Origin of the sequence: Brevundimonas sp. UBA6550 (genome assembly GCF_002434505.1) — a bacterium.
Lineage (GTDB): Bacteria > Pseudomonadota > Alphaproteobacteria > Caulobacterales > Caulobacteraceae > Brevundimonas.
Window position 1 is genome coordinate 40,413 of the sequence record NZ_DJKE01000002.1, and the last position, 24,824, is coordinate 65,236.

The following is a 24,824-nucleotide window of genomic DNA, read 5'->3' on the forward strand; positions in this document are numbered from 1 at the left end:
TGGATGCAGCGCCGCCCATTATTCTCGCGACGGCCTTGAACGCTTGAACCTCACGACCGAAGCCCAATCTCGCAAACGAGGGGGAGAAGTGGGGGCAGCGAAGGGTGATTTCAGACGAATTAGACGGTGTTTTTCACGACCACCGTCTGAAATCCCGGCGCGACCTTTTCGCGGCTTGATGCCGACGCATCCCGACGCCATCTGAACCGTTGACACTGACCGATCTCTGCGCGGACCTCGCCATGACCCTGCTCGACCCGACCCTGACCCCCGACGCCGCCGGCGACCTGATCAAGGAAGGCGCGGACGCCTCCTTCATGACCGACGTGATCGAGGCGTCCAAGCATCAGCCGGTCATCGTCGACTTCTGGGCCACTTGGTGCGGGCCGTGCCGGACGCTGGGCCCCGCGCTGGAGAAGGCCGTGCGCGCCGCCAAGGGGGCGGTGAAGATGGTCAAGATCGATGTGGACGCCAACCCGGCCTATGCGGGCCAACTTAGGGTGCAGTCGATCCCGACGGTCTACGCCTTCGTCGACGGCCAGCCGGTCGATGGCTTCCAGGGCGCCATCCCCGACAGCCAGATCAAGGCCTTCATCGACAAGCTGACCGGCGGTCAGGGCGGATCGACCGAGACGGCGCAACTGCTGGAACTGGGCGAGGAATCGCTGGGCCTGAACGACTTCGGCGGCGCGGCCCAGGCCTTCGCCCATGTCCTGTCCATCGAGCCCGAGAACGAAAAGGCCATCGCCGGCATGGCGCGGGTCTATCTGGCCGGCGGCGACCCCGAACAGGCGGCCCAGACCATCGCCATGGCGCCGCAGGACTCAAAGGAGCCGACGGTCCAGAGCGTGCGCGCCCAGCTGGCCCTGGCGGCCAAGGCCCCGTCCGGCGCCGCCGCCGAACTGGAGACCAGGGTCGCCGCCGATCCGAACGACCACCAGGCCCGCTTCGACCTGGCCGAGGCCCAGAGCGCGGCCGGCGATTTCAAGGGCGCCGTCGACAACCTGCTGCACATCGTCAAGGCCGACCGCGAGTGGAACGACCAGGCGGCGCGCAAACAGTTGCTGGTCATCTTCGAGGCGGCGGGCCTGACTTCCGACGTGGCCAAGGACGGGCGACGCCGACTGTCGTCCATCCTGTTTTCGTAAGCGCATCGAGGGCTTCATGCCGCAGGGCTATGTCAGGGCGCTCGATCTGCCGCAGGTGATCCCGGTCTTTCCGCTGGGCGGGACCATCCTGCTGCCGCGCGGCCAGCTGCCGCTGAACATTTTCGAGCCGCGCTATCTGAACATGGTGGACGACGCCATGGCGGGGGATCGGATGATCGGCCTGATCCAGCCCAACGGGGGCACGGCGGCCCATCCCACCCTGTCGTCGGTCGGCTGCGCGGGGCGGATCACCAGCTTTGCGGAAACGTCCGACGGTCGGTATCTGATCACCGTGACGGGGGTGTCGCGGTTCCGCATCGCCGCCGAACTGCCGTCCAAGGCCCCCTATCGCCAGGTGCGCGCGGCGTTCGACGCCTATGAGGGCGACCTGACGTCGCCGGCGGACGAGCCCGATTTCGACCGCCACGCCTTCCTGGACGCCCTGCGCGCCTATATGGCCCACCGCCTGCTCGACATCGACTGGGAGACGGCCGAGACCGCGCCGATGGAGGCCCTGGTCAACAGTCTGTCGATGGCCCTGCCGTTCGAACCGGCCGAGAAACAGGCATTGTTGGAGGCCATGGGCCTGATGCCACGCGCCGAGGCCCTGACCGCGCTCCTGCGCATCGACGCCGCCGATGGCGGTGACGACGCCGCGCCGTCCATGCAGTAGCGCGATGCGACAAGGCCCCCTACAACGGCCTCAAACAGCGCTAAGCGCGTTAGGCCCAGAAAAATGAGTGACGCCTTCAACACCCCTGTTTCGGTCGATCCGCGCCTGCTCGAAGTGCTGGTCTGCCCGGTCACGCGCGGCAGGCTGACCTACGACCGCGACGCCAACGAGCTGGTCTCGGCGGGCGCCAAACTGGCCTATCCGATCCGCGAGGGCGTGCCGATCATGCTGGCCGAGGAAGCCCGCCAACTGGACTGATTTCCATATTCCGCTCATCCCCGCGAAAGCGGGGACCCAGCGCTTTGGGCGATAAGGCGTTTCCGATGGATGCGCTTGGCCGATCCAACGCACCGCCGAGCGAAAGAACTGGGTCCCCGCTTTCGCGGGGATGAGCGGATGGGGTTGAAGCAGAGCTTCGCCACTCCAATTCCCTAGCGCCCGCCAACGTAGAGAAAGCCTCGTCGATGCTGAAAATCGCCATCCAGATGGACCCGATCGAGGCCGTCGACATCGCCGCCGACACCACCTTCCTGATGGCCGAGACGGCCCAGGCGCGGGGCCACAGACAGTGGGTCTACGACTTCCGCACCCTGGCGCTGGAGGAGGGGCGTCTCTACTGCCGCGCCCGCCCGATCACCGTGCGGCGCGAGGCCGGCAACCACGTCAGTTTCGGCGACTGGGAGACGCTGGACCTGGCCGAGGACATCGACGTCATCCTGATGCGTCAGGACCCGCCGTTCGACATGGCCTATGTCACGGCCACCTATCTTTTGGAGACGGTCCACCCCAGGACCCTGGTGGTCAACGATCCGGCCGAGGTGCGTTCGGCGCCCGAGAAGCTGATGGTCACCGCCTTCCCCGGCCTGCAGCCGCCGACCCTGATCTCGGCCGATCCCGTCGCCCTGACCGCCTTCCACAAGAAGCATGGCGAGGTGGTGCTGAAGCCGTTGCACGGCAATGGCGGCTCGGGCGTGGTCAAGCTGCGCGCCGACGACCCGAACCTGGACGCGCTGATCGAGATTCACGCGGCGGGCAGCCGCGACCCCCTGGTGATCCAGAAATTCATTCCCGCCGTGACCAAGGGCGACAAGCGCATCATCCTGATCGACGGAGAGCCGGTCGGCGCCATCAACCGCGTTCCGGCGGCGGGCGCGGTGCGCTCCAACCTGCACGTCGGCGGCACGGCCATGCCGGTCGAGCTGACCCCGCGCGACCTGGAAATCTGCGCCGCCATCGGCCCGACGCTGAAGGAACGCGGCCTGATCTTCGTCGGCATCGATGTGATCGGCGACTATCTGACCGAGATCAACGTCACCTCGCCCACCGGCGCCCAGCAGTTGAAGACCTTCACCGGCATCGACGCCACGGCCCTGATGTGGGACGTGATCGAAAAGAAGCGCGCCGCACAGGTTGCGTGACCGCCACTTGAATTAGATTTCGGTTCATGGTTCGTTCTGCCGCTGGAGCGGGAGAATGAACATGGTCGCGCGCGTCGTCACGGTCGCCTTCGATGGGGTGGAGGCCCGGCGCGTGGACGTCGAGGTCCAGCTGATCGGCAATGACGGGCCGACCATCTTCAACATCGTGGGCCTGCCCGACAAGGCGGTGGCCGAGAGCAAGGAGCGGGTGCGCGGCGCCTTCGCCGGCATCGGTCTGGCCCTGCCGGCCAAGCGGATCATCGCCAATCTGGCGCCCGCCGACCTGCCCAAGGAGGGCAGCCATTTCGACCTGCCCATCGCCCTGGCCCTGATGGCGGCCATGGGGGTGATCGCGCCCGACGCGCTGGACGGCTGGGCGGCGATCGGCGAACTGGGGCTGGACGGCCAGATCGCGCGCGTCGGCGGCGCCCTGCCCGCCGCCGTGGCCGCCGACGCCATGGGCCTGGGCCTGATCTGTCCCGAGGCGACGGGGCCGGAAGCGGCCTGGGCCGGCGGAGCGCGCATCCTGGCGCCGCGCTCGCTGATCGGCGTGGTGAACCACTTCAAGGGAACCCAGGTGCTGCGCGCGCCCGAACCCGGCGCTCTGGCGGCCGGCCGGGCCACGCCCGACCTGCGCGAGGTCAAGGGTCAGGAAAGCGCCAAGCGCGCGCTGGAGATCGCGGCGGCGGGCGGCCACAATCTGTTGTTCGTCGGGCCGCCCGGATCGGGCAAGTCGATGATGGCGCAGCGCCTGCCGGGCCTGTTGCCGCCGCTGACCTCGCAGGAGTTGCTGGAGACCTCCATGGTCTGGTCGGTCGCCGGGCTGATCGAACGCGGCGCCCTGACCCGCGATCGGCCGTTCCGCAGCCCGCACCACTCCGCCTCCATGGCCGCCCTGACCGGCGGCGGCCTGCGCGCCAAGCCAGGCGAGGCGTCCCTGGCGCACAACGGCGTGCTGTTCCTGGACGAACTGCCCGAATATTCGGCCCAGGCGCTGGATTCGCTGCGTCAGCCGCTGGAGACGGGCGAGATCGTGGTGGCGCGCGCCAACGCCCACATCCGCTATCCGGCGCGCTTCCAGCTGGTGGCGGCCATGAACCCCTGCCGCTGCGGCCTGGGCGGAGCCGGGCGCGGCGCCTGCGGCAAGGCCCCGCGCTGCCAGCGCGATTATCAGAACCGCATCTCGGGACCCATGTTCGACCGGATCGACCTGACGGTGGAGACGCCGCCCGTCACCGCCGCCGACATGGCCCTACCGCCGCCAGCCGAGGGCACGACGGAGGCCAAGGCCCGCGTCGCCGCCGCCCGCGCCATGCAGGAGGACCGGGTGCGGGAAGCGGGTCTGGACCCGGCCCAGGGCCTGAACGCCCGCGCCTCCGGCGAGGTGCTGGATCGCTTCGCCACGCCGGACGAAGCCGGTCGGATGTTGCTGATGCGGGCAGGCGAGGCCGGGGGGCTGACGGCGCGCGGCTGGACCCGAACCCTGCGTCTGGCGCGCACCATCGCCGATCTGGACGGCGCGACCGGGGTGCTGCGTCGCCATATCGCGGAGGCCCTGATCTATCGCCGCGCCACGGTCGGCGCCGAGGCCGACTTCGACCGCCGCGTCGCCCATCGCGGCGACGCGCCGTTCGGCCTGCGCGAGCGCGACGTTCAACAGGCGGCCTTCACCCACGATTGACCCAGAGGCGGGACGGATCTTTAACCCCGGGCGCTTAACCTAGTCGGCCATGGAGACGGCGATGGCGCGACGCGGGACGACCGACAAGACCGACGAGGCGACGGCGCCGAACGCGCCGGCGCAGCAGTTCCTGCGGTTGATGAGCCATGAGATGCGCACGCCGCTGAACGGCGTGCTGGGCATGATCGGCCTGTTGGAACGCACGACCCTGGACGGCGCCCAACGCGCCTATGCCGAGAACGCCCGCCAGTCGGCCGAACATCTGCTGGGCCTGGTCAACGACCTTCTGGACTACGCCAGGCTGGAAGCCGGGGCGCTGGAGTTCGATCCGGCCCCCGTCGATCTGGCGGGGCTGGTTCGGGGTGTCGCCGAACTGCTCAGCCCGCGCGCCCACGACAAGGGTTTGGAGATCGTCTGGTCCGTCGCCGCCGACGCGCCCGACATCCGCGCCGACGAGGGGCGGCTGCGCCAGGTGCTGTTCAACCTAGCGGGCAATGCGGTGAAGTTCACCGAGGCGGGCGGCGTTCGTATCACGGTCGAACGGGTCGGCGGCGACGATGCCCAGCCGCGCCTGGCCTTTCTGGTGGACGACACCGGCCCCGGCGTGCCGCCGACCGCGCGCGGGCGCATCTTCGAGGAGTTCGGTCACGCCGACGCCTCCGACGCCGTGCGCCACGACGGCGCCGGCCTGGGGCTGGCGGTCGTGCGCAAACTGGCCCTGGCCATGGGTGGAACGGTCGCCGTCGAGGATCGCCCGGACGCCGCGACCGGCGGGGCCCGTTTCCGCTTCGAAGCCGCCTTCGACGCCGTGAACACCGCGCGCGAACAGCCTCTGCAGGGCCGCGCGGTCGCCGTCCGCTCGCCCGATCCCTTCGTGCTTTCCGCGGCGCGCGCCCAGATCGAGGCGTCCGGCGGCGCGGTCCGCGACGATGCGCCGGTGATCCTGTTCGACCATGTTCCGGCGAAACCCGGCGAGACCATGCCTCTGCCGCAAGGCGGCCGCGTCATCGTGATGCTGAAACCCGGCGAACGCGACCTGATCGCCGCCTATAGGGCGGCCGGGGCCCACGCCTATCTGATCAAGCCGCTGCGCCGGACTTCAGTCGTCGAGCGGGTGCTGGCGGCCGCCGGCGATGCGCCTCATGACGCCGGCGCATCGAAGCCAGCCGAGGACGACCGCGTCAGCCCGGCTCGCTTTGCAGGGGTCCGCGTGCTGCTGGCCGAGGACAACCCGGTCGGCGCCCTCCTGGCCCGCACCCTGCTGCGCCGCGAAGGCTGCGTGGTCGAGACCGCCGCGACGGGCGAGGAGGCCGTGGCCGCCATCGAACGCGCCCGCTACGACCTGGTGTTCATGGACATGCGGATGCCCGGCATGGACGGCCCCGCCGCCGCCCGCGCCATCCGCGCGACAGGGGACCGGACGCCCATCCTGGCCCTGACCGCCAACGCCTTCGCCGAGGACCGCCGCCTGTGTCTGGAGGCCGGTATGGACGACCATATCGTCAAGCCGCTGGACGCCGAGGCCCTGCGCGCCGCCCTGGCCCGCTGGACGAAACGCGACATCCGCGCCAAGGTCGCCCGAGTTTAAGGCGTCCGCGTTCCGGCCGCTGCCGGAGCCGCCCATGACCGACCAGCCCACCCGCGCCGTGAACGGCAAGCCCGCCGGGCGTTTCGGCGGCCTGGCCGTCTATGGCGAACGTCGCGTCTTCATCATGCTGTTGCTGGGCTTTTCGGCGGGTCTGCCCAACCTGCTGATCTTCGACACGCTTTCGGCCTGGCTGCGCGAAAGCGGCCAGACGCTGGAGGTGATCGGCTTCTTCGCCCTGGCCACCCTGTCCTATTCGCTGAAGTTCGTCTGGGCGCCGCTGATCGACCGGACGTCCGTGCCCGGACTGACGCGGCTGCTGGGCCACCGACGGGCCTGGATGCTGGTGACGCAGGCGGTGATCGTGTTCGGCCTGTGGTCGATCTCGACCCTGAACCCCGCCAACGCCCTGATCGCGGTGGCCGGGTTCGCCGCCCTGGTGGGCTTCTTCGGGGCGACGCAGGACATCGTCATCGACGCCTGGCGGATCGAAGCCGCCGACGACAGCCGGCACGGCGCCATGGCCGCCGCCTATCAGATGGGCTACCGCGTGGCCATGATCGTGGCGGGCGCCGTGCCGCTGGTCCTGGCCGATCTCTATAACTGGAACCTGTCCTACGCCGTGATGGCCGCCCTGATGGGCTTCGGCATCGCCGGCGTCCTGTTCGCCCCGCGTGAAAAGGCCCATTCCATCCGCGCCATTCCGGTCGGCGACGTGCCGTCCCGCCCGGGATTCGAGGTGATCGAATGGATCGTGCGCCTGGCGGTCATCGGCGTGGCGGCGATGGTGCTGGGGTCGGGCCTGACCGGCCAGTCGGCCCCGCTGAACGCCCTGTTCAGCCTGTTTGGCCTGGGCGCGGAGGGCAAGGCGGCGGTTGCGGCGGCGCTGTCCGCCAAGCCCGAGGGCGTTTATCTGCAGTTCGGCCTGGTGGTGTTGGGGCTGGCGGTCCTGGTCGTCGCCTGCTGGCCGATACCCGGCCTCAGGACCAGGCCAGGCGCCTATCTGGCCGGATCCTTCGGCGAGCCGCTCGTGGATTTCTACAGGCGGTTCTCCGGCGTCGCGACGCTGATCCTGGCGCTGATCTGCGTCTATCGCCTGTCCGACTTCGTCCTGAACATCATGCCGCCCTTCTATATCGACCTGGGCTTCTCCAAGACCGAACTGGCCGAGGTGCGCAAGGTCTTCGGCGTGGTCATGACCACTCTGGGCGTTTTTCTGGGCGGTTGGTCGGTCGCCAAACTGGGGCTGATCCGCACCATGGTCATCGGCGCCTTCATGAGCCCGGTGTCCAACCTCGTCTTCGCCTGGCTGGCCACCCAGGGACACAGTCTGCCGGCCCTGACGGTCGCCATCGGCGTCGACAACGTCTCGGGCGGCTACGCGGGAACGGCCCTGATCGCCTATATGTCCAGCCTGACGTCGATCGGCTTCACCGCGACGCAATATGCGCTGTTCACCTCGCTGTACGCCCTGCCGGGCAAGCTGATCGCCTCTCAGTCGGGTCGGATCGTGGAGGCGTCGGCGCGCGCGGCCGAAGGCGACGGGCCCTTCGCCGCGCTCAGAAGCCTGTTCGCCAATATGCCCGAAGGGGTCCTGGCCACGGGCGCCGCGACAAGCGGCGTCACCCCGGCCGCGCTCGGCGCCGGCTATATCGCCTTCTTCCTCTATTCCTTCGTCATCGGCCTGTTCGGAATCGTCCTGGCCTTCGTCGTGGCCGGCAAGCAGACGGCGCTGGAGGCGCGGCGCAAGACCGAAGCCGACCCGGCGGTCGCGGCGACCGAGGGCCAGCCGTCCTGAAGCCTCAGCGCTTCAGGAAGCCGCCGATCATGTCGCCGATGCCGCCCGGCAGTTTGGCCAGAAGGTCGTCGGCGCCGTCGATCTGACCGCCGGGGGTCAGCCGGTCGATGGCCTCGGGCAACAGGCCCGCCAGGGTCTCGCCGGCCTGCTGGGGCGAGACGCCCATCTTGGCGGCGATGTCGGCCAGGGGGCCGTGGCCGATGACGGCGGCGATCTGTTCGGCGGTCACGCCGGCGTTCGCGCCCGAGCCGACCCACGAGCCGACGACGTCGCCCAGACCCGCCTGACCGAACTTCTCGGCAAGGCCGCCGACGCCGCCCTGGCTTTTCAGCAGGTCGCCAAGACCGCCCGCGGCGTCCTGGCCCAACCCGTTCACCACATTGTCGAGAAAGCCCATCGTTCGGTCTCCTGTCTGATGGCGGACCGTACCATCGTCATGCGACGGATACGAGAAAGGCCCGCCGGGGGTCCGACGGGCCTTTCCCTATCCAGCCTTCGCCGAAGCTTAGCGCTTGGCGTCGTTGGCGCCCGAGGTGACGGCCGAACCGGCGGCCGAGACGTCGCGGCCGGCGCCGGCGATGGTGTTGCAGGCCGAAACGGCCAGGGCGGCGGCGACGATGGACAGGGTGATGATCTTGCGCATGATGGGGAACCCCTTTGTTGGTATGGTCAAGCTCCGTGCAAACGCCGATCCGGGCTTCGGGTTGCATTCCTCCAAACGAGATAGGCGCCGCCAGGATTTCAGGGCGCGCCCGCGCGGCGGAATGCCGCCATGCCTGAGGCGCCTGATGCTTGTATCGGCCGGACTGTGGCCCGAAGGTGCGCCCCTGTTTTTCGAGGGGTTGTCCATGCGTCGTCTTCTGATCTCGTCCGCCGCCATGATGGCGGTGCTGGCCGCAACGCCCGTGATGGCGCAAGCGCCGGCGACGCCGCCCGCCGCCCAAGCCCTCAGCGAGGATGCGCGGCTGAACGCCTTCTTCGAACAGGCCTTCCAGGCGCGGATCGCGCTGAGCCCGCAGCAGATGACCGCGCTGGGGATCAAGACCGACTACGACAAGCTGGACGATGCGTCCGACGCCGCCGCCGACCGGGCGTTGGCGCTGCAGGAGGCCCAACTGGCGCAGATGAAGGCCCAGTTCGACCCGCAGAAGCTGGGCCCGCAGGCGCGCCTGTCCTGGCGAATGTTCGAATACGGCGTCGACCAGGCGCGACTGTCGAACCAGTGGCGCGACTGGGGCTTTCAGTTCGCCGCCAACGGCAATCCGACCACCAGCCTGCCGGTCTTCCTGATCAACAACCACCGGGTCGCCAGCGTCGCGGACGCCGAGGCCTATGTCGCGCGCATCCGGGCCGCCGAGACCCAGATGGACCAGGTCGCCGAGGAACTGCGCCAGCGGGCGGCGGCGGGCGTCGTCTCGCCCCGGTTCGTCTTCGTACCGTCCATCGCCAACACCCGCAACGTCATCTCCGGCGCCCCGTTCGACGACGGGGCCGACAATCCGGTCTGGGCCGACTTCAACAAGAAAATCACAGCGCTGGAGACGGGTCAGGCGACCAGGGATCGGCTGCTGTCGGAAGGTCGCGCCGCCTTGACCGGCCCCTACAAGGCCGGGTTCGAGACCGTCCTGGCGGCCCTGGCCGAGGTGCAGCCCAAGGCCGACAGCGACGCGGGCGTGTGGCGCCTGCCGCAAGGCGAGGCCTATTACAACGCCCGGCTCAAGCTCTCGACCACCACCGACCTGACCGCCGACCAGATCCACCGGATCGGCCTGGCCGAGGTCGCCCGCATCCAGGCCGAGATGGAGACGATCAAGGCCCAGGTCGGCTTCACCGGCTCGCTGCAGGACTTCTTCGTCTTCCTGAAGACCGATCCGCGCTTCCAGTATCCGAACACGCCAGAAGGCAAGGAACAGTATCTGACAGACGCGCGCGGCTTCATCGCCCAGGTGATGGCGGCCGCCCCGCAGTGGTTCTCGACCCTGCCGAAGGCGGCGCTGGAGGTGCGGGCGGTGGAGCCTTTCCGAGAGGCCACCGCGTCTATCGCCTTCTATAATTCGCCCGCGCCGGACGGGTCGCGGCCGGGCATCTACTACGTCAACCTGTCGGACATGACCCAGGTGCTGAAGCCCCAGATCGAGGGCATCAGCTATCACGAAGGCGCGCCGGGCCACCATTTCCAGATCGCCTATGCGCAGGAGATCGAGGGCCTGCCGCGCTTTCGCCGGTTCGGCGGCTACGGCGCCTACGCCGAGGGGTGGGGGCTGTACGCCGAACAGTTGGGCAAGGAGATGGGCTTCTATCAGGACCCCTATTCCGACTTCGGTCGCCTCTCGACCGAACTGTGGCGCGCGGTGCGGCTGGTGACCGACACCGGACTGCACGCCAAGCGCTGGAGCCGCGAACAGGCGATGGACTATTTCCGCCAGAACTCCCTGCTGTCCGAGCGGGACATCGAAAAGGAGGTCGAGCGCTACATCACCAATCCGGGCCAGGCGACCAGCTACAAGATCGGCGAGCTGAAGATCGAGGAACTGCGCGACCGGGCCAGGACGGCGCTGGGCGACCGGTTCGACATCAAGGACTTCCACGCGGTCGTGCTGGGTTCGGGCTCGGTGCCGCTGGACGTGCTGGAGGATCAGGTCGACGGCTGGATCGCGGCGGGCGGCGGGGCGCCGTCGGCATGATCGAGGACTATCAGCTGACGGCGGCGACTCCGTCGATAGAAGACTACCTGCGGCTCAGGATCAACGCAGGGCTGAGCGCAAAGGCCGAAGCGAACGCGGTCGCGGGTCTGCCCAACACTTGGTTCGCCGTAGTGGCGCGCCGGGACGGTCAGGTCGTCGGCATGGGTCGGATCATCGGCGACGGCGGCCTATTCTTCCAGATCGTCGACATGGCCATCGAGCCGGCACACCAGGGGCGCGGTCTGGGGAAAGCGATCATGACGGCGCTGATGGACCGGCTGCGCAGTCACGCGCAGGGCGCCTACGTCAGCCTGATCGCGGACGGAGAGGCGAACCGGCTGTATGCGCAATACGGCTTCGAGCCGACCATGCCGAAATCCATCGGCATAGCGCAGGTGATCCGCTGACGCGCATTTCCTGCGGGTTTATTGTATGAGCCGCCGCCATGACCTTCACAGCGACCGTCCTGACCATGTTTCCCGAGGCCTTTCCTGGCCCGCTCGGCGTGTCGCTGATCGGCACGGCCTGGCGCGAGAAGGGCTTGTGGAGCCTGGAAACGGTTGACATCCGCGCCTTTTCCACAGATACGCGCGGCTTCCTGGACGACACCCCTGCGGGTGGCGGGCCAGGTGCTGTGCTTAAGGCGGACGTTGTGGCTCGGGCGGTCGATAGCCTGCCGGGACCGAAACGGCCGCTTTTGTACATGAGCGCCAGGGGCAGGCCCCTGACCCAGGCGCGCGTCAAGGAATGGGCCAAGGCCGACGGGATCGTCGTGCTGTGCGGTCGTTTCGAGGGGGTGGATCAGCGGGTGCTGGACGCACGCGGGTTCGAGGAGGTCTCGGTCGGAGACGCGGTTCTCGCCGGCGGCGAGGCGGCGGCGATGGTCGCGATCGAGGCGTGCGTAAGATTGATCCCCGGCGTGCTCGGCTCAGGCGACAGCCTGTCGTCCGAAAGCTTCGAGGATGGGCTTCTGGAGCATCCGCAGTACACGCGACCGCGGACGTTCGAGGGGCTGGAGATACCCGAGGTGCTGCTGTCGGGCGATCACAAGAAGATCGCGGGATGGCGCGAGGCGCAGCGGGAGACGACGACGCGGGAGCGGCGGCCGGACCTCTGGCAGGCGCATCTCGCCAACCCCCGCAAGGCTTGACCTTGCGGACCTGCGGGGCTCGCCCCGCCAAATGACAGCTAAAGGGCGCAAAGCCCGAGGAGAAATGACATGAACATCGTTCAACAGCTGGACGCCGAAGAAAAAGCCCGCGTTCTGGGCGAGCGCAAAATCCCGGAATTCCAGCCCGGCGACACCCTGCGCGTCAATGTGAAGATCAAGGAAGGCGAGCGCGAGCGCGTTCAGGCCTTCGAAGGCGTCTGCATCGCCCGTGACGGCGGCGGCATCAGCGAAACCTTCACTGTCCGCAAGATTTCGTTCGGCGAAGGCGTCGAGCGTCGCTTCCCCATCCTGTCGCCGAACATCGAGTCGATCGAAGTGAAGCGCCGCGGCGTCGTGCGTCGCGCCAAGCTCTATTATCTGCGCGATCGTCGCGGCAAGTCGGCGCGTATCGCCGAGCGCCAGACGGTCCGCCCGGCCAAGGGCGCCGTGGTCCCGGAAACGGGTTCGGCCGACAAGGCCGGCGAAGACGCATAAACCTGCGTCCGACCGAAACGACGAAGGCCCCGGCGTCCGCCGGGGCCTTTTTCAATTCTGGCCTGTGTCGATCTTACTGCGGGAACAGGGGATTGTCGGCGCCCCGCTGGCCCTGAAGACTGTGTTTCAGCGCCTCCATCTGGTCGTGCTCGACCTTGACGGCGGCATAGGCCCGGCGAACCGTTTCGCGCGTGGTGGCGGAAATGCCTGTATCCTCCAGCGCCTTTTCATACTTTCCGGCGATGAAGCCTTCGCCCGAGTTGATCGAGCCGACGACGGAATCGTCGTTGCGCAGCAGGGCGTGTTTCACGTCCAGAAAGGCGCGATGGGCCTTGGCCAGGATGGAGCCGTGCGGTTCGGGATCGCCGCCCAGGCCGCGCACGGCGGCGGACAGGTCTTCGACCACTTGCCGGCGCTCCCCGGCCCGGCGTTCGAACAGGGTGCGGTAATGGGGGTCCTGGGTCTGGTCGGCGGCCTCGCGATAGCCGTCGGCGCTGTCCAGGGTGGTTTCGATCAGGCCGTTCAGGACCTTGATGTCATGGGCGTTGGGATTGGTCATCTCGGTCTTCCTTCCGCTGTTGCGGTCGAACGGCGAAATGGCCGGGCGAGGGGAAGGTTTCGCCCTGCGACATCAAAGTTTGGTGCGAAGAGACCATAACTCAGGGAAACACCGCTTGGTCAGGGTCGAGGCCAGATAGGCCGCACCCTCGGTGCCGCCCGTGCCGCGACGCCGTCCTATGATCCGTTCGACCGTGACGACGTGCTTGTGCCGCCAGGTCAGCAGGGCGTCGTCCAGGTCGACCAGCTTTTCAGCCAGCTGATACAGGGCCCAGTAGGTTTCGGTGTCGCGATAGACCTCAAGCCAGGCCGCCTCGACGGCTTCGGACGGCTCATAGGGCCGGGTCACGTCGCGGTTCAGAACCTCGGCCGGCACGGGCAGGCCGGCCTTGGCCATCTGGGCCAGGGCGTCGTCGTACAGGCTGGGGGAGGCGATGGCCGCTTCCAGCGCGGCCAGGGCCTCGGGCCGGTCGGCGTGAAACTTCAGGAAGCTGGCGTCCTTCAGCCCCAGCATGGCCTCCAGCCGGCGGAACTGGTCGCTCTGGAAGCCAGAGGAGGAGCCCAGCGACCCACGAAATCGCAGATAGTCGGCCGGGGTCATGGTCGATAGAATGTCCCAGCTCTGGGTCATCACCGCCTGGATGCGCGACACCCGCGCCAGGCTCTTGTAGGCCGGCACCAGATCGCCGGCCCGCACCATCGACTGGGCCAGGGCCACCTCGTGCAGGATCTGCTTGAGCCACAGCTCCTTGGTCTGGTGGATGACGACGAACAGCATCTCGTCGTGCTGGTCCGACAGCGGATGCTGGGTCGAAAGCAGGTCGTCCAACGCCAGATAGCCGGCGTAGGTGATGTCGCTGGATTGGGTCATGACCGCCTATCGCCCGCTGCGGCGGGCGGCGCAAGCCAGGGGTTATTCAGTGCTGGCCCTGGGCCGAGACGTTGGCGGCCATCTGGCGGCCGGCGTCGAAGGCGTCGCGGGCGCCTTTGTAGATGAAGCCGTAGGTCGGATAGACCGTGGTGCCCAGGTCGTTGATCGGATTGTACCAGACCTTGACCTGAGACCAGTCGTTGGCGGGCGAGACGTCGACGACGGTGACGTTCTCCTCGACCTTGCCGCGGCTGCCGCCCCAGTTGGCGTGGGTCACGCGGACCACGCGGTCGGTCAGGATGTCGGAGACGACGGCGACGTGGCCCCGGCTCATGCGGCCCTCGGGGCGGAAGACCAGGACCGAACCGGTCTCAGGCGCCTTGCCGGTGCGGAAGTTGGCAGTGGCCTGGCGCCACCAGGTCCAGGCGTCGCCGAAGATGTTGATGCCCGAGAACATCCGGGCGAAGGTCACGCACTGCCAATACGGCTCATCGGCCTTGGCGGTGGACGGGACGGCCCCCAGCGCGAAAAAACCGAGGGTCGCCGCAACCGCGGCGGCTTTGAGCCGTTTCGTCATGCTTAGGGTATCCCGACCCGTCTATGAGGCGCCCTTTAGGCCACGGGATCACGGCCGGTAGCAAGTTGTTTCGGCATATCGCCGTGCGGCCGGTTGTGGATTGCGCTGTGGGCTTTCTTTTCCGCCAATCCGCGCAAAGCCTTTCGCGCCGGGCGCTCGACCAGGTGATAGGACGACGCCGCCGCGACCGGCAGCAGGGCTACGATGGCCAACCACACGAAAATTTGAAACTGCTTGTCCGGCGCGTCGAACAGCTTGGCCGCCAGTCCGACGGACAGCAGCTTCCACGGCACGCAGACCATATAGACCGAATAGCTGATCTCACCCAGATAGACGGCCGGCCTGGACGCCAACCACCCGGCCCGTTCGTTCGGCAGGGAGGCCAAAGACAGGATCAGGGCGCCGGACAGCAGCACCGTCACGCCATCCCACAGGCCAAGCGCGGCGCTGAGAACCATGAGACCGAAGGACACGGCCGAACACAGCCACGGCGCCTTCAGCGGCGCGCGACGATAGATCAGATAGAGGGCGCACCCCAGGGCGAAGCAGGGCACGATCCGCAGCGCGCCCCATTGGATGGTCGCCTCGGTCAGGGAAAAGCCCGCGACCTGCTGGAACCCGAAATACAGGATGACCATGAAGGCGGCGGCGCCGAGCGCAGCAGCGACCGGCCGCGCCCGCATCCGCCAGAAGACGAAGGCGAACAGCGGGAAGCACAGATAGGCGAACCACTCCGCCGAGATCGACCAGGACGGATGGTTCCACCCCGCCACCGGCGCCAGGCCCCAGGCATGGACCATCAGCAGATTGGCCGGCAGGGCCGCCCAGTTCCGCACATTCGGATCCACGCCCATGCCCGCAGCCATGGCCACGGTCGCCAGCAGCCCCACCCCGATCAGGGTGAACAGGTGCAGCGGATAGACCCGCGCCACCCGCGCCCACAGGAAGCCGCGATAAGAGAAGCGCTTCTCGCCCGCCGCCTGCAGATAGACGTGGGACAGGATGAAGCCGGACAGGACGAAGAACAGCTCAACCCCCAGATAGCCCTTGGCGACCAGGTTGGACGGGCCCGCCCCGGCCAGATTCTCCCAGAAGGTGTAGATGGCCACCCAGATGGCGGCGCCGAACCGCAGGGCGGTGATCGGTCGAAGATCGGCGGGCGTCTGGACGGGGGTCATGGCTTCACCTTGGCACATCAGCCTTTTCGAACCGTGAAGGCGCGCAAAGGTTGTGCCGCGCCGCCTTCACCCGGCCCAGACGCCATGGAAGCCGGCCGGCAGGACCGCGTCCGCCTGCCAGGTCGCCACCGGCCCATCCTCGATCCGGCCCACGTCGAACACGTGCAGCTCTGTGCGGCCATCCTTCAGATTGACCGACGGCCCGACCAGCCAGGCGTCGCGCTCGTCGCTCGCCCCCGGCTTGGGCACGAAGACCGCCTCCTCCACCACCTGGTGAACGCCGAACTCGAAGGCGTGCGAGCGTCCGCTGTCCCAGTCGTGGACGGCCAGGCCGGTCGGCAGGGGCCGGCCCCGCGTCTCACCGGACGTATGGGCGGTCAGACTGCGCCTCAGACCCGCGCGGCGGGGATCGGCCCTGGGGAACTCGCCGACGACGGCGCTGTAGTTCATCTCGGCCCGACCATCGGGGCGCAGGGTGATCAGCGCCAGCCTGGCCGGATCGCCCGGCACGACGCCGCGTCCTTCGACCAGCACCCGCGCCCCGTCCACGGCGAAACGCGGATCGCCGCTGGCCGCCACGTCGAAACGGATCGTCCCGTCCCGCTCGGCCCAGGCGTCGCCCAGATGGAAATGGAAGAAGCCGGGCAGGTCGTAGAGGCGGCGCTGGGACAGGTCGTCCTTGTCCAGCACCATCACCTGCGTCCCCATCTCGGGCCGCCACGCCAGCCCCGAAATCACCGGCATGGCGTGGGTTTCGAACACCCACGGCTGAAGCACCAGGATGATGTGGCGATCGGTGGCGGTGAAGTCGTGCATATAGCTGGCGCGCGGCAGGCCGATGACCTGGGCGTCGTTCAGGCTGCGGTCGGGGTTCAGTCGCCAGATGACGGCCCGGTCGCCCGCCAGCCCCACGTTCCAGATCGAACCGTCCCGGCCATAGCGCGGATGGGCCTGGAACGGCATGCCCTTCAGATCGTCGCGCAAGGTGACGAAGCCTTGCGTCGACAGGTCCGAGGCGTCCATGGCCAGGGGCGAGCCGGCCTCCCACAAGGCCCAGATGCGGTCCCCGGCGACCATGACGGCGGTGTTGGCCGCATTGGCGTCGTCGTTGGAGCCGATGCGGGCGCGCGCGTCGCCCTTTGTTCCGAAGCCGGGCGTGACCACGGCGTCCAGTTCGGTCTCGGTGCGACGCTTGGGCGTATCGGCGAACCGGGCCTCCAGCGTCGCCTGGCCGTCCTGGATGCGGAAGGCCCGCATCATGCCTTCGCCGTCGAACCAGTGGGTGGCCGAGCCGCCCGGCCGCCGGAACCTGGCCGGCCCATTGCGATAGAGGGCGCCCGACAGCCCCGACGGCGCGCGGCCGTGGATCAGGCGCATCGTCTGGCGCGGCAGGTCTGCGGCGACATCGGCGGTGGCCACGGCCCAGTCGGCGCCGGCGGCGGCGTCGAGGGCGGCGGCGGCCCGCACCCTCTCGGGCGTGGCCACGGCGGCGGACAGGGCGGCGGCGCCCATCAGGAAGGAGCGGCGAGAGGGGGTCATGGTCGGATTTCCGGCTTCGGCGACGTCTGCGGCGCCTATTTCAGGTCGATGGACTGGACGGCGTCGCCGCTCAGGGCGAAGCCGGCGCGGTCCCAGCCGGCCGGCCCCATGTTCCCAACCGCATTGTTCGAGAAGGCGAAGGGCTCGGTCGGCATGCCAAAGGGATTGGTGTTCATCTTGCCGTCGCCGTTCAGGTCGTGAAAGGCGCGCACGGCGTAGTCGCCGTCGGGCAGACTGTCGAAGGTGACGCTGGTCTGGCCGGCGGCCGCATCCACCATGGCCGCCTTGGCCGGCGCGCCCTGACCGCCATAGCCGGCCGCGCCGTCATACAGGGCGACCATGATCTTTCCCTGATGGGCGGCGGCGGGAAACTGGATCGTCAGATCGGCGGCCAGGGCCGGCGAGGCGACGGCGGCGACCAGCAGGGCCAGGGTCGGGGTGATGACGGCGAGGGTTCTCATGTCGGGCGTCCTGATCGGGGGAGAACCGACGACCGGCTCTCGATGACCGGACCCTGCCGACGCCTTCGCCCCGCCGCCACTTCACTTGCGGCGATGAACGCCCCGTCTTCGCCAACAACCGGCCCCGTCCACTGACGAAGCGCGAACGAACGCGAGTTTGGACAGGCCGCGAAGGCTCTCGCGCCATCCACGAAAAAGGCCCGGAACCTGGGTTCCGGGCCTGTCTCTCTCGGCGCCGCGACCCCGAACCTAGTCCAGGGTGCGCTTGATCTCTTCGACCGTGAAGCACTCGATGTAGTCGCCTTCCTTGATGTCCTGGAAGCCCTGGAACTGCATGCCGCATTCCTGGCCCGAGGGCACTTCGTTGACCTCGTCCTTGAAGCGTTTGAGCGTGTTGAGCACGCCCAGTTCCAGCACCACCACGTCGTCGCGGATGATGCGGACGCGCGCGCCCTTGCGGACCACGCCTTCCGACACCCGGCAACCGGCGATCTTGCCGATCTTGGAGATGTCGAACACCTGCAGGACGGCGGCGTTGCCCAGGAAGGTTTCCCGTTGCAGCGGCGCCAGCATGCCGGACAGCACGCCCTTAATGTCGTCGAGCAGGTCGTAGATGATCGAATAGTAGCGGATCTCCACGCCTTCGCGCTCGGCCAGGTCGCGGGCCTGTTTGGAGGCGCGGACGTTGAAGCCCAGGATCGGCGCCCCGGCCGACTTGGCCAGGTTGACGTCGCTTTCGGTGATGCCGCCGGCGCCGGAATAGACCGTGCGGGCGCGCACTTCGTCCGTACCCATCTTGTCCAGCGATCCCACGATGGCTTCGGCCGAACCCTGCACGTCCGCCTTGATGACGACCGGCAATTCCGAGGCCTTCTTGGAGCCCAGCTTGGCCATCATGTCGACCAGCGAGACCGAGCCGCCCGAAACCTGGGCCTTCTCGCGCTTCACCCGCTGACGGTATTCGGTCAGCTCGCGGGCGCGGGCCTCGGTCTCCACCACGGCGAAGACGTCGCCCGGAGACGGCGCCTCGTCCAGACCCAGGATCTCGACCGGAACGGACGGACCGGCTTCGGTCAGCTGCTCGTTGCGCTCGTTCAGCAGGGCGCGAACCTTGCCCCACGATCCGCCGGCCACGACGATGTCGCCGCGTTTCAGCGTGCCGCGCTTGACCAGGACGGTGCCGACAGGGCCGCGACCCTTGTCCAGCTTGGCCTCGATGACCACGCCCTCGGCCGAACGTTCGGCGTTGGCGCGCAGGTCCATGACCTCGGCCTGGACCAGGATGGCTTCCAACAGGCCGTCCAGGTTCATCCGCTCCTTGGCCGACACCTCGATGATCTGGGTGTCGCCGCCCAGGCTTTCGGCGATGACCTCGTACTGCAGCAGTTCGTTGACGACCTTCTGCGAGGTGGCGCCGGGCTTGTCCATCTTGTTGACGGCCACGATCAGCGGGGCCTCGGCGGCCTTGGCGTGCTGGATGGCCTCGATGGTCTGGGGCATGACGCCGTCGTCGGCGGCCACGACCAGAACCACGATGTCGGTCACGGTGGCGCCGCGCGCCCGCATGGCCGAGAAGGCGGCGTGGCCCGGCGTGTCCAGGAAGGTGACCTTCTGGCCGTCTTCCAGACGCACCTGATAGGCGCCGATGTGCTGGGTGATGCCGCCGGCTTCGCCGCCCGCGACGTCGGTCGTGCGCAGGGCGTCCAGCAGCGAGGTCTTGCCGTGGTCGACGTGGCCCATGATGGCCACCACGGGGGCGCGCGTCTCGGTGGCGCCCTCGTCGTCGGCCTCGGCCAGGAAGCCGGTTTCGACGTCGGATTCGGACACGCGCTTGACCGCCATGCCGAACTCCTCGGCCACCAGTTCGGCGGTGTCGGAATCGATCACGTCGTTGATCTTCATCATCATGCCCTGACGCATCAGGAACTTGATGATGTCGACGCCGCGCACGGCCATCCGGTTGGACAGTTCCTGCACGGTGATGACGTCGGGGATGACCACTTCGCGCGGACGGTTCGGCGCGTCGGTCGATCCGCCCTTGCGCTTTTCCTTCTCGCGTTCGCGGGCGCGGCGCACCGAGGCCAGCGAGCGCATCCGCTCGGCGGCGTCGCCGTCGCCGACCACCGACTGGATGGTCATGCGGCCTTCGCGGCGCTTGGGCTCGCCGCGCGTGCGGCTGACCGCCTTGCCGGCGTCGGAGAACCGCTTCTCGCGATCGTCGTCGCGACCGACCGGACGGCCGAAGCCGGCGCCGGGCGCGCGGCTGGGACGGGCCACTTCCGGCGTGGCCGGCGGAGCGTTCGGCGCGGCGCGGCCGCCGGGGCCGGTGCGCGGGCCGCCGGGACGGGCGGCGCCGGGGGCCGGACGCGGGTTCAGGGCCGAATAGCGGACCGGCTCGGCCGGCTTGGCGCCCTGCGGACGCTGGCCGGCGGGACGGGCGCTTTGCGGGCGATCGCCCTGCGGACGCTCGGTCGACTGCGGACGATCCGAATAGGACCGCTCGCCGCCGCCCATCGCCTGTTCGCGGGCCGAGCGGCCGCCGAAGGCGGGGCGTTCGGCAGCCGCGCGTTGCGGATTGCCGGGCTTGGGCACACGTTGGCCGAAGTTGACGACCGGGCGCGCGGGCGCGGCCGGACGGGCCGCAGCGGCAGGCGCCGGGGTCGCGGCGGTCGTCGGAGCAGGGGCGGCCGGGGCAGGCGTCGGCGTCGCAGCGACGGGCGCAGCCGGCTTGGGCGCGGGCTTGGCCGGCTGGGGCGCGGCGGCGGCCAGTTTGGCGGCCTCGGCGCGGGCGGCCTCTGCGGCGGCCTTGGCGGCGGCGGCCTCGTCGCGCGCGGCCTGGGCGGCGCGTTCGGTGGCGGCGGCCTGTTCGCGCGCAGCGGCGTCGGCGGCGGCCTTGGCGGCGGCGGCGGCGTCGGCCTTTGCGGCGTTGGCCTGGGTGGCCAGGGCGATGGCGCGACGGCGCGCTTCCTGCTCCTCGGCCGACAGGGCCCCGCCGGCGGGTTGCGGACGCTGTCCCTGCGGACGCGGGGCTTGAGCCGTCGATTGCGGACGTGCGACATCGAAGCCTTGCGGCCGTTGCGGACCGCCGGCGCCGGGGCGACGCTTGGTCTCGACCACCACCGTCTTGGAGCGGCCGTGACTGAAGCTCTGTTTCACCGTGCCCGTCGAAACCGAGCCCGCGGCGCGCGGCTTCAGGCTCAGCGGGGCGCGCGGCCCCGACTGGGAGGGCGTGCCCCCCGGATTGCCTTGTCCCGCGCCTTGGCCCTGGTTGGTCTTGTCGTTTTCGTCGCTCATCCGGTCGCTTTACTCGGGGCGGAAAATCCCGCCGTCGTCATCCAATACCCATGAACGACCGTGAGCCCGTCTCCGCCCTAGGAGACAGGCCCTCGGCCGCCAAAATCCTCAGCTCGCTCCTGTGGGGAGCGCTCCCGCCGATCCGTCCTCGCCACCGGAAACCTCCCAGTGAGAAGGGCGAAGCGGCCGAAATCCAGCCAGTCGTTCGACCTCGATGGTCCAGCGATCGGCCCGTCCGCCCGCAAGCAGGACGGCGTGTATCGCATTTTCCAGCCCAAGGGCCAAACTCAAATCGTCCGCCGTGAATGCGCCGCACACCTTGGCGGTCTGGTGACGCGCCAGGGCCAGCACCTTTCCGCGCCCGTCGGCCGAGCCGTCGGCGGCCTCGATCACCCATGCGGCCTTGCCGGAACGGATGCTGGCGGCGGACTTTTCGAAGCCAGAGATAAGCACGCCTTCGCGCCGGGCAAGACCCAGCTGGTCCAGACAGCGCCGCGCCAGCAGCCGCTCGACCGTGTCGGCCAGGTCGGCCGGGGCGTTCAGACGGGTCTTGGCCGCGCGGGTGAAGCCGTTCTTCTTGACCGCCGTCTCGATGGAGGCGCGGCTGGCTTCGACCCACAGGCCGCGACCGGGCAGCTTTCTGCCCAGGTCGGGAACCACCTGGCCGTCAGGCCCGGCGACGAAACGGATCAGACGAGATTCATCCATGACCTGGTGCGAAACCAAGTCCCGGCGTTCCCTATCGATCGTCGCGTCGCGCAAGCTCATGTACGGCCAGGTCCTTCATCATGCGTCGCGCGACTGGTCGGCGTCGGACGACGCATCGTCCTCGGCGGCCGTGTCGGCGTCGGCTTCCGGCGCATCGCCGAAGACCTGGTCGGGATCGTATTCGCCCTCGGCGTATTCGCCGTCCTCCTCGTACTCTTCAGGCTCGGGCTGCGGCAGTTCCGAAGCGTCGATCCAGCCGGCGGCGACGCGGGCCTGCAGGATCAGCAGCTCGGCGTCTTCCTGGGCCAGGTTGAAGCTTTCCAGCACGCCGGGGACCTTCACCCGCTCGCCGTTCTTGACCTCATAGCCGCCGCGGATTTCGTCGGTGGCCAGATCGGCCAGATCCTCGACCGTCTTGACCCCGCCTTCGCCCAGGGCGACGGCCATGGCCAGGGTCACGCCCGGCACGTCCAGAACCGCATCCTCGACGCCTAGTTCGACGCGCTTGGCGTCCAGTTCGGCGGCCTTCTTGTCCAGGAATTCGCGCGCGCGGGCCTGCAGTTCCTCGGCGGTCTCTTCGTCGAAGCCTTCGATTTCGGAGACTTCATAGGCGTCGACATAGGCCAGGTCTTCGACGGTGGCGAAGCCTTCGGTGACCAGCAACTGGGCGATGACCTCGTCCACGTCCAGGGCTTCCTGGAACAGGCTGGTGCGCTCGCTGAACTCGCGCTGACGACGCTCTGAGTCCTGGGCCTCGGTGATGATGTCGATCTGCCAGCCGGTCAGCTGCGAGGCCAGGCGCACGTTCTGCCCGCGACGGCCGATGGCCAGCGACAGCTGCTCGTCCGGCACGACCACTTCGACGCGGCCGGCTTCTTCGTCCAGCACGACCTTGGACACTTCGGCCGGGGCCAGGGCGTTGACGATGAAGGTCGGCTCGTCCGGGTTCCACTGGATGATGTCGATCTTCTCGCCCTGCAGTTCGGCGACGACCGCCTGAACGCGCGAGCCGCGCATGCCGACGCAGGCGCCGACGGGGTCGATGGAGCTGTCGTTGGACAGGACGGCCATCTTGGCGCGCGAGCCCGAGTCACGGGCGGCGGCGCGGATCTCGATCACGCCGTCGTAAACCTCCGGCACTTCCTGGGCGAACAGCTTGGCCATGAAGCCCGGATGGGCGCGCGACAGCATGACCTGCGGGCCCTTGGCCTCGGGACGGACGTCGTAGATATAGGTGCGGATGCGGTCGCCGATGTTGAACACTTCGCGCGGGATGGACTGGTCGCGGCGCATGACGCCCTCGCCCCGGCCCAGGTCGACGATGGTGTTGCCGTATTCGACGCGCTTGACCGTGCCGTTGACGATCTCGCCGACGCGATCCTTGAACTCTTCGTACTGGTTGGCGCGTTCGGCCTCTCGGACCTTTCCGGTCACGACCTGGCGGGCCATCTGGGTCTGGACGCGCCCGAACTCGAACGGGGGCAGTTGTTCGACATACTCCTTGCCGACCTCGGCCCCGGGGTCGCGCTTCTGGGCGTCGCGCAGGCGCACCATGGCGCTGTCGTTGAACTCTTCCAGCTCGTCTTCCGGCATCCAGTCGTCGGCGACGATGGTGACGTGGCGCGTCAGCGACAGTTCGCCGGTCTTGTGGTCGATCTTGGCGCGGATGTCGTGGTGGGCGCCGTAACGCGACTTGGCGCCCTTCTGGATCGCCTCCTCGATGGCCTCGATCACGATCTCGCGGTCGATGTTCTTCTCGCGGGCGACCGCCTCGGCGATCTGCAGCAGTTCGAGGCGGTTGGCGGAAATACCGGTGACGGCCATCAGGCTTTGTCCTCAGAAGGGGTCGTGGTGTCGGTTGTGTCTTCGGCTGCGCCTTCGGGCAGGCCGTCGTCTTCGGGTTCGCCCCGCGCGGCGCGAATGGCGGCCCCGCGTTTCATCAGGGCGTCGGTCAGAACCAGTTTGGCGTCGCTGAGCCAGTCGAACGGGATCAGGGCGGTGTCGTCCTCGCCGTCCAGGTCGATCAGGACGTTGCCGTCCTCGAAACCGGCCAGCACGCCCTTGAACCGCTTGCGGCCCTCGATCATGCGGTCGGTCTCAAGCCGCGCCTCCTCGCCCTCGAACAGTTCGAAGTCGACGGGACGGGTCAGAGGGCGGTCGATGCCGGGGGAGGAAACCTCAAGCAGATATTCGCCGGCGATCGGGTCGGCGGCGTCGAACACCTCCGACACGGCGCGGCTCAGCTTGGCGCATTGTTCGACGGAAATGTCGTGATCGGACGGGCGCTCGGCCATGATCTGCAGACGCTGGCGCTTGGCGCCGGACATCAGGCGGATGCGCACGACGTCGAGGCCGAGCGACCCGGCGATGGGGTCGATCAGCTCAAGCAGCTGGCGGTCCTGGGCGGTTTTTGCGCGCAAGCGACGAATATCCAAAACAAAAGCGGCGGTCCGTCCGGGCCGCCGCTTGGAACGACGCCGTTGGACGCCGGTCTAACGATGTGAAGGGGCATATAGGGGTTTCAAGCGCGCTTGTCAGCCCTCTTTGACGTCCTCGCGCCAAGCCCGCATCAGATCGGGGCAATCGGTCCAGATGATCCATCCTGCCCAAGGCACGCCTTTCCTTTCGCAGAGTGGCGTAGACGGTCGTCAGGCGGGAATGGGAAATTGGGCGGAACGAAGCGGGTCAGTCAGGCGCCTCGTCGTGGAAACGGCAACTTCGGTCGCCCGCCTGGCATCAGAACTCCTCCCATCCGTCTTCGGTGGGCGCGGGTTGCGGCTTCAGGGCGGCGCCGCCGCGTCCCAGGGTCTTCAGCGCGGCGACCATGCGGTTGGCGGGCCTGGACGCAGGCGCAGGCGCGGCCGGCGCACGCGGCGGGGCGGCGTGGGTCCGCTGCTGGCCCGAACCGACGCGGAACCGCCCCACCGAGGCCTGCAGGCTTTCCGCCTCCTGGGCCAGGGAGTGGCTGGCGGCGGTGGACTGTTCGACCATGGCGGCGTTCTGCTG

23 protein-coding genes and 1 pseudogene are annotated in these 24,824 nt (G+C 68.6%); 11 read left to right on the forward strand and 13 right to left on the reverse strand.

Annotated features, from left to right (window positions below):
• Positions 1-242: 242 nt before the first annotated feature.
• The 7 genes from B3Z70_RS02275 to B3Z70_RS02305 all read left to right on the forward strand — a co-directional run bounded on the left by B3Z70_RS02275 (position 243) and on the right by B3Z70_RS02305 (position 8,303).
• Entirely contained in the window at positions 243-1,148 is a 906-nt protein-coding gene (locus tag B3Z70_RS02275) for a thioredoxin family protein (RefSeq protein ID WP_292020871.1), read from the forward strand.
• 16 nt (positions 1,149-1,164) lie between these two features.
• On the forward strand, positions 1,165-1,821 hold the full coding sequence (locus tag B3Z70_RS02280) for an LON peptidase substrate-binding domain-containing protein (RefSeq protein ID WP_292020869.1): 657 nt from the start codon (positions 1,165-1,167) through the stop codon (positions 1,819-1,821).
• A 63-nt stretch (positions 1,822-1,884) separates the two neighbouring features.
• Entirely contained in the window at positions 1,885-2,079 is a 195-nt protein-coding gene (locus tag B3Z70_RS02285) for a Trm112 family protein (protein WP_292020866.1), read from the forward strand.
• Positions 2,080-2,285: 206 nt separating this feature from the next.
• Positions 2,286-3,239, forward strand: coding sequence for a glutathione synthase (gene gshB, locus B3Z70_RS02290; RefSeq protein WP_292020863.1), 954 nt, complete (start codon positions 2,286-2,288; stop codon positions 3,237-3,239).
• Between the two features lie 61 nt (positions 3,240-3,300).
• Positions 3,301-4,920 (forward strand): YifB family Mg chelatase-like AAA ATPase, encoded by a 1,620-nt coding sequence (locus B3Z70_RS02295; protein WP_292020887.1) that lies wholly within the window; start codon positions 3,301-3,303, stop codon positions 4,918-4,920.
• A 61-nt stretch (positions 4,921-4,981) separates the two neighbouring features.
• Entirely contained in the window at positions 4,982-6,508 is a 1,527-nt protein-coding gene (locus B3Z70_RS02300) for a response regulator (RefSeq protein WP_292020861.1), read from the forward strand.
• A 34-nt stretch (positions 6,509-6,542) separates the two neighbouring features.
• Complete coding sequence (locus B3Z70_RS02305) at positions 6,543-8,303, forward strand: AmpG family muropeptide MFS transporter (RefSeq protein ID WP_292020858.1); 1,761 nt, start codon at positions 6,543-6,545, stop codon at positions 8,301-8,303.
• 4 nt (positions 8,304-8,307) lie between these two features.
• Here B3Z70_RS02305 and B3Z70_RS02310 read toward each other — a convergent pair whose 3' ends face one another.
• Positions 8,308-8,700, reverse strand: coding sequence for a YidB family protein (locus tag B3Z70_RS02310; RefSeq protein ID WP_409410547.1), 393 nt, complete (start codon positions 8,698-8,700; stop codon positions 8,308-8,310).
• Between the two features lie 108 nt (positions 8,701-8,808).
• On the reverse strand, positions 8,809-8,946 hold the full coding sequence (locus B3Z70_RS02315) for an entericidin A/B family lipoprotein (RefSeq protein ID WP_292020855.1): 138 nt from the start codon (positions 8,944-8,946) through the stop codon (positions 8,809-8,811).
• Between the two features lie 205 nt (positions 8,947-9,151).
• Between B3Z70_RS02315 and B3Z70_RS02320 the strand changes: the two genes are divergently transcribed.
• The 4 genes from B3Z70_RS02320 to rplS all read left to right on the forward strand — a co-directional run bounded on the left by B3Z70_RS02320 (position 9,152) and on the right by rplS (position 12,632).
• On the forward strand, positions 9,152-10,987 hold the full coding sequence (locus tag B3Z70_RS02320) for a DUF885 domain-containing protein (RefSeq protein ID WP_292020852.1): 1,836 nt from the start codon (positions 9,152-9,154) through the stop codon (positions 10,985-10,987).
• Positions 10,984-11,394: a GNAT family N-acetyltransferase gene (locus B3Z70_RS02325; RefSeq protein WP_292020851.1), complete on the forward strand. Its 411-nt coding sequence runs from the start codon at positions 10,984-10,986 to the stop codon at positions 11,392-11,394. Before B3Z70_RS02320 ends, B3Z70_RS02325 begins: the two co-directional genes overlap by 4 nt.
• Before the next feature lie 38 nt (positions 11,395-11,432).
• On the forward strand, positions 11,433-12,137 hold the full coding sequence (gene trmD, locus B3Z70_RS02330; protein WP_292020849.1) for a tRNA (guanosine(37)-N1)-methyltransferase TrmD: 705 nt from the start codon (positions 11,433-11,435) through the stop codon (positions 12,135-12,137).
• Between the two features lie 69 nt (positions 12,138-12,206).
• Positions 12,207-12,632 (forward strand): 50S ribosomal protein L19, encoded by a 426-nt coding sequence (gene rplS, locus B3Z70_RS02335; RefSeq protein ID WP_292020847.1) that lies wholly within the window; start codon positions 12,207-12,209, stop codon positions 12,630-12,632.
• 73 nt (positions 12,633-12,705) lie between these two features.
• On the opposite strand, the gene B3Z70_RS02340 is transcribed toward rplS, so the two are convergent.
• The 11 genes and pseudogenes from B3Z70_RS02340 to B3Z70_RS02390 form a co-directional block, all read right to left on the reverse strand.
• Positions 12,706-13,191, reverse strand: a complete 486-nt coding sequence (locus tag B3Z70_RS02340; RefSeq protein ID WP_292020844.1) for a PA2169 family four-helix-bundle protein — start codon at positions 13,189-13,191, stop codon at positions 12,706-12,708.
• Between the two features lie 72 nt (positions 13,192-13,263).
• On the reverse strand, positions 13,264-14,061 hold the full coding sequence (locus B3Z70_RS02345; protein WP_292020843.1) for a tryptophan 2,3-dioxygenase: 798 nt from the start codon (positions 14,059-14,061) through the stop codon (positions 13,264-13,266).
• A gap of 46 nt (positions 14,062-14,107) precedes the next feature.
• The gene (locus tag B3Z70_RS02350; RefSeq protein ID WP_292020841.1) at positions 14,108-14,638 is read right to left on the reverse strand and encodes a CHAP domain-containing protein; all 531 of its coding nucleotides are present in this window, start codon (positions 14,636-14,638) and stop codon (positions 14,108-14,110) included.
• A 35-nt stretch (positions 14,639-14,673) separates the two neighbouring features.
• Complete coding sequence (locus tag B3Z70_RS02355) at positions 14,674-15,816, reverse strand: acyltransferase family protein (RefSeq protein WP_292020838.1); 1,143 nt, start codon at positions 15,814-15,816, stop codon at positions 14,674-14,676.
• A 66-nt stretch (positions 15,817-15,882) separates the two neighbouring features.
• Positions 15,883-17,355, reverse strand: coding sequence for a carotenoid oxygenase family protein (locus B3Z70_RS02360; protein ID WP_292044543.1), 1,473 nt, complete (start codon positions 17,353-17,355; stop codon positions 15,883-15,885).
• A 35-nt stretch (positions 17,356-17,390) separates the two neighbouring features.
• On the reverse strand, positions 17,391-17,816 hold the full coding sequence (locus tag B3Z70_RS02365; RefSeq protein WP_292023556.1) for a DUF2141 domain-containing protein: 426 nt from the start codon (positions 17,814-17,816) through the stop codon (positions 17,391-17,393).
• Positions 17,817-18,065: 249 nt separating this feature from the next.
• Positions 18,066-21,110 carry a translation initiation factor IF-2 gene (infB, locus tag B3Z70_RS02370; RefSeq protein ID WP_292044545.1) on the reverse strand — a complete coding sequence of 1,015 codons (3,045 nt, stop codon included), beginning with the start codon at positions 21,108-21,110 and terminating at the stop codon, positions 18,066-18,068.
• A 108-nt stretch (positions 21,111-21,218) separates the two neighbouring features.
• Positions 21,219-21,878, reverse strand: coding sequence for an RNA-binding protein (locus B3Z70_RS02375; RefSeq protein WP_292024713.1), 660 nt, complete (start codon positions 21,876-21,878; stop codon positions 21,219-21,221).
• A gap of 18 nt (positions 21,879-21,896) precedes the next feature.
• Positions 21,897-23,642, reverse strand: coding sequence for a transcription termination factor NusA (gene nusA / locus B3Z70_RS02380; RefSeq protein ID WP_292024716.1), 1,746 nt, complete (start codon positions 23,640-23,642; stop codon positions 21,897-21,899).
• Complete coding sequence (gene rimP / locus B3Z70_RS02385) at positions 23,642-24,238, reverse strand: ribosome maturation factor RimP (RefSeq protein ID WP_292024718.1); 597 nt, start codon at positions 24,236-24,238, stop codon at positions 23,642-23,644. The genes nusA and rimP overlap by 1 nt, the downstream gene beginning before the upstream one ends.
• Before the next feature lie 316 nt (positions 24,239-24,554).
• A pseudogene (locus B3Z70_RS02390) lies at positions 24,555-24,824 on the reverse strand (chemotaxis protein); the annotation flags it as partial.

Excerpts from the sequence above, each read along its gene's own strand:
- B3Z70_RS02375 (WP_292024713.1), bottom strand. The coding sequence starts at position 21,878 with ATGAGCTTGCGCGACGCGACGATCGATAGGGAACGCCGGGACTTGGTT.
- B3Z70_RS02355 (WP_292020838.1), bottom strand. The coding sequence starts at position 15,816 with ATGACCCCCGTCCAGACGCCCGCCGATCTTCGACCGATCACCGCCCTG.
- B3Z70_RS02360 (WP_292044543.1), bottom strand. The coding sequence starts at position 17,355 with ATGACCCCCTCTCGCCGCTCCTTCCTGATGGGCGCCGCCGCCCTGTCC.
- B3Z70_RS02275 (WP_292020871.1), top strand. The coding sequence starts at position 243 with ATGACCCTGCTCGACCCGACCCTGACCCCCGACGCCGCCGGCGACCTG.
- B3Z70_RS02340 (WP_292020844.1), bottom strand. The coding sequence starts at position 13,191 with ATGACCAATCCCAACGCCCATGACATCAAGGTCCTGAACGGCCTGATC.
- B3Z70_RS02310 (WP_409410547.1), bottom strand. The coding sequence starts at position 8,700 with ATGGGCTTTCTCGACAATGTGGTGAACGGGTTGGGCCAGGACGCCGCG.
- B3Z70_RS02280 (WP_292020869.1), top strand. The coding sequence starts at position 1,165 with ATGCCGCAGGGCTATGTCAGGGCGCTCGATCTGCCGCAGGTGATCCCG.
- nusA (WP_292024716.1), bottom strand. The coding sequence starts at position 23,642 with ATGGCCGTCACCGGTATTTCCGCCAACCGCCTCGAACTGCTGCAGATC.
- B3Z70_RS02300 (WP_292020861.1), top strand. The coding sequence starts at position 4,982 with ATGGCGCGACGCGGGACGACCGACAAGACCGACGAGGCGACGGCGCCG.
- B3Z70_RS02325 (WP_292020851.1), top strand. The coding sequence starts at position 10,984 with ATGATCGAGGACTATCAGCTGACGGCGGCGACTCCGTCGATAGAAGAC.
- trmD (WP_292020849.1), top strand. The coding sequence starts at position 11,433 with ATGACCTTCACAGCGACCGTCCTGACCATGTTTCCCGAGGCCTTTCCT.
- infB (WP_292044545.1), bottom strand. The coding sequence starts at position 21,110 with ATGAGCGACGAAAACGACAAGACCAACCAGGGCCAAGGCGCGGGACAA.
- B3Z70_RS02365 (WP_292023556.1), bottom strand. The coding sequence starts at position 17,816 with ATGAGAACCCTCGCCGTCATCACCCCGACCCTGGCCCTGCTGGTCGCC.
- gshB (WP_292020863.1), top strand. The coding sequence starts at position 2,286 with ATGCTGAAAATCGCCATCCAGATGGACCCGATCGAGGCCGTCGACATC.
- B3Z70_RS02320 (WP_292020852.1), top strand. The coding sequence starts at position 9,152 with ATGCGTCGTCTTCTGATCTCGTCCGCCGCCATGATGGCGGTGCTGGCC.
- B3Z70_RS02345 (WP_292020843.1), bottom strand. The coding sequence starts at position 14,061 with ATGACCCAATCCAGCGACATCACCTACGCCGGCTATCTGGCGTTGGAC.
- B3Z70_RS02315 (WP_292020855.1), bottom strand. The coding sequence starts at position 8,946 with ATGCGCAAGATCATCACCCTGTCCATCGTCGCCGCCGCCCTGGCCGTT.
- rplS (WP_292020847.1), top strand. The coding sequence starts at position 12,207 with ATGAACATCGTTCAACAGCTGGACGCCGAAGAAAAAGCCCGCGTTCTG.
- B3Z70_RS02285 (WP_292020866.1), top strand. The coding sequence starts at position 1,885 with ATGAGTGACGCCTTCAACACCCCTGTTTCGGTCGATCCGCGCCTGCTC.
- B3Z70_RS02350 (WP_292020841.1), bottom strand. The coding sequence starts at position 14,638 with ATGACGAAACGGCTCAAAGCCGCCGCGGTTGCGGCGACCCTCGGTTTT.
- B3Z70_RS02305 (WP_292020858.1), top strand. The coding sequence starts at position 6,543 with ATGACCGACCAGCCCACCCGCGCCGTGAACGGCAAGCCCGCCGGGCGT.
- B3Z70_RS02295 (WP_292020887.1), top strand. The coding sequence starts at position 3,301 with ATGGTCGCGCGCGTCGTCACGGTCGCCTTCGATGGGGTGGAGGCCCGG.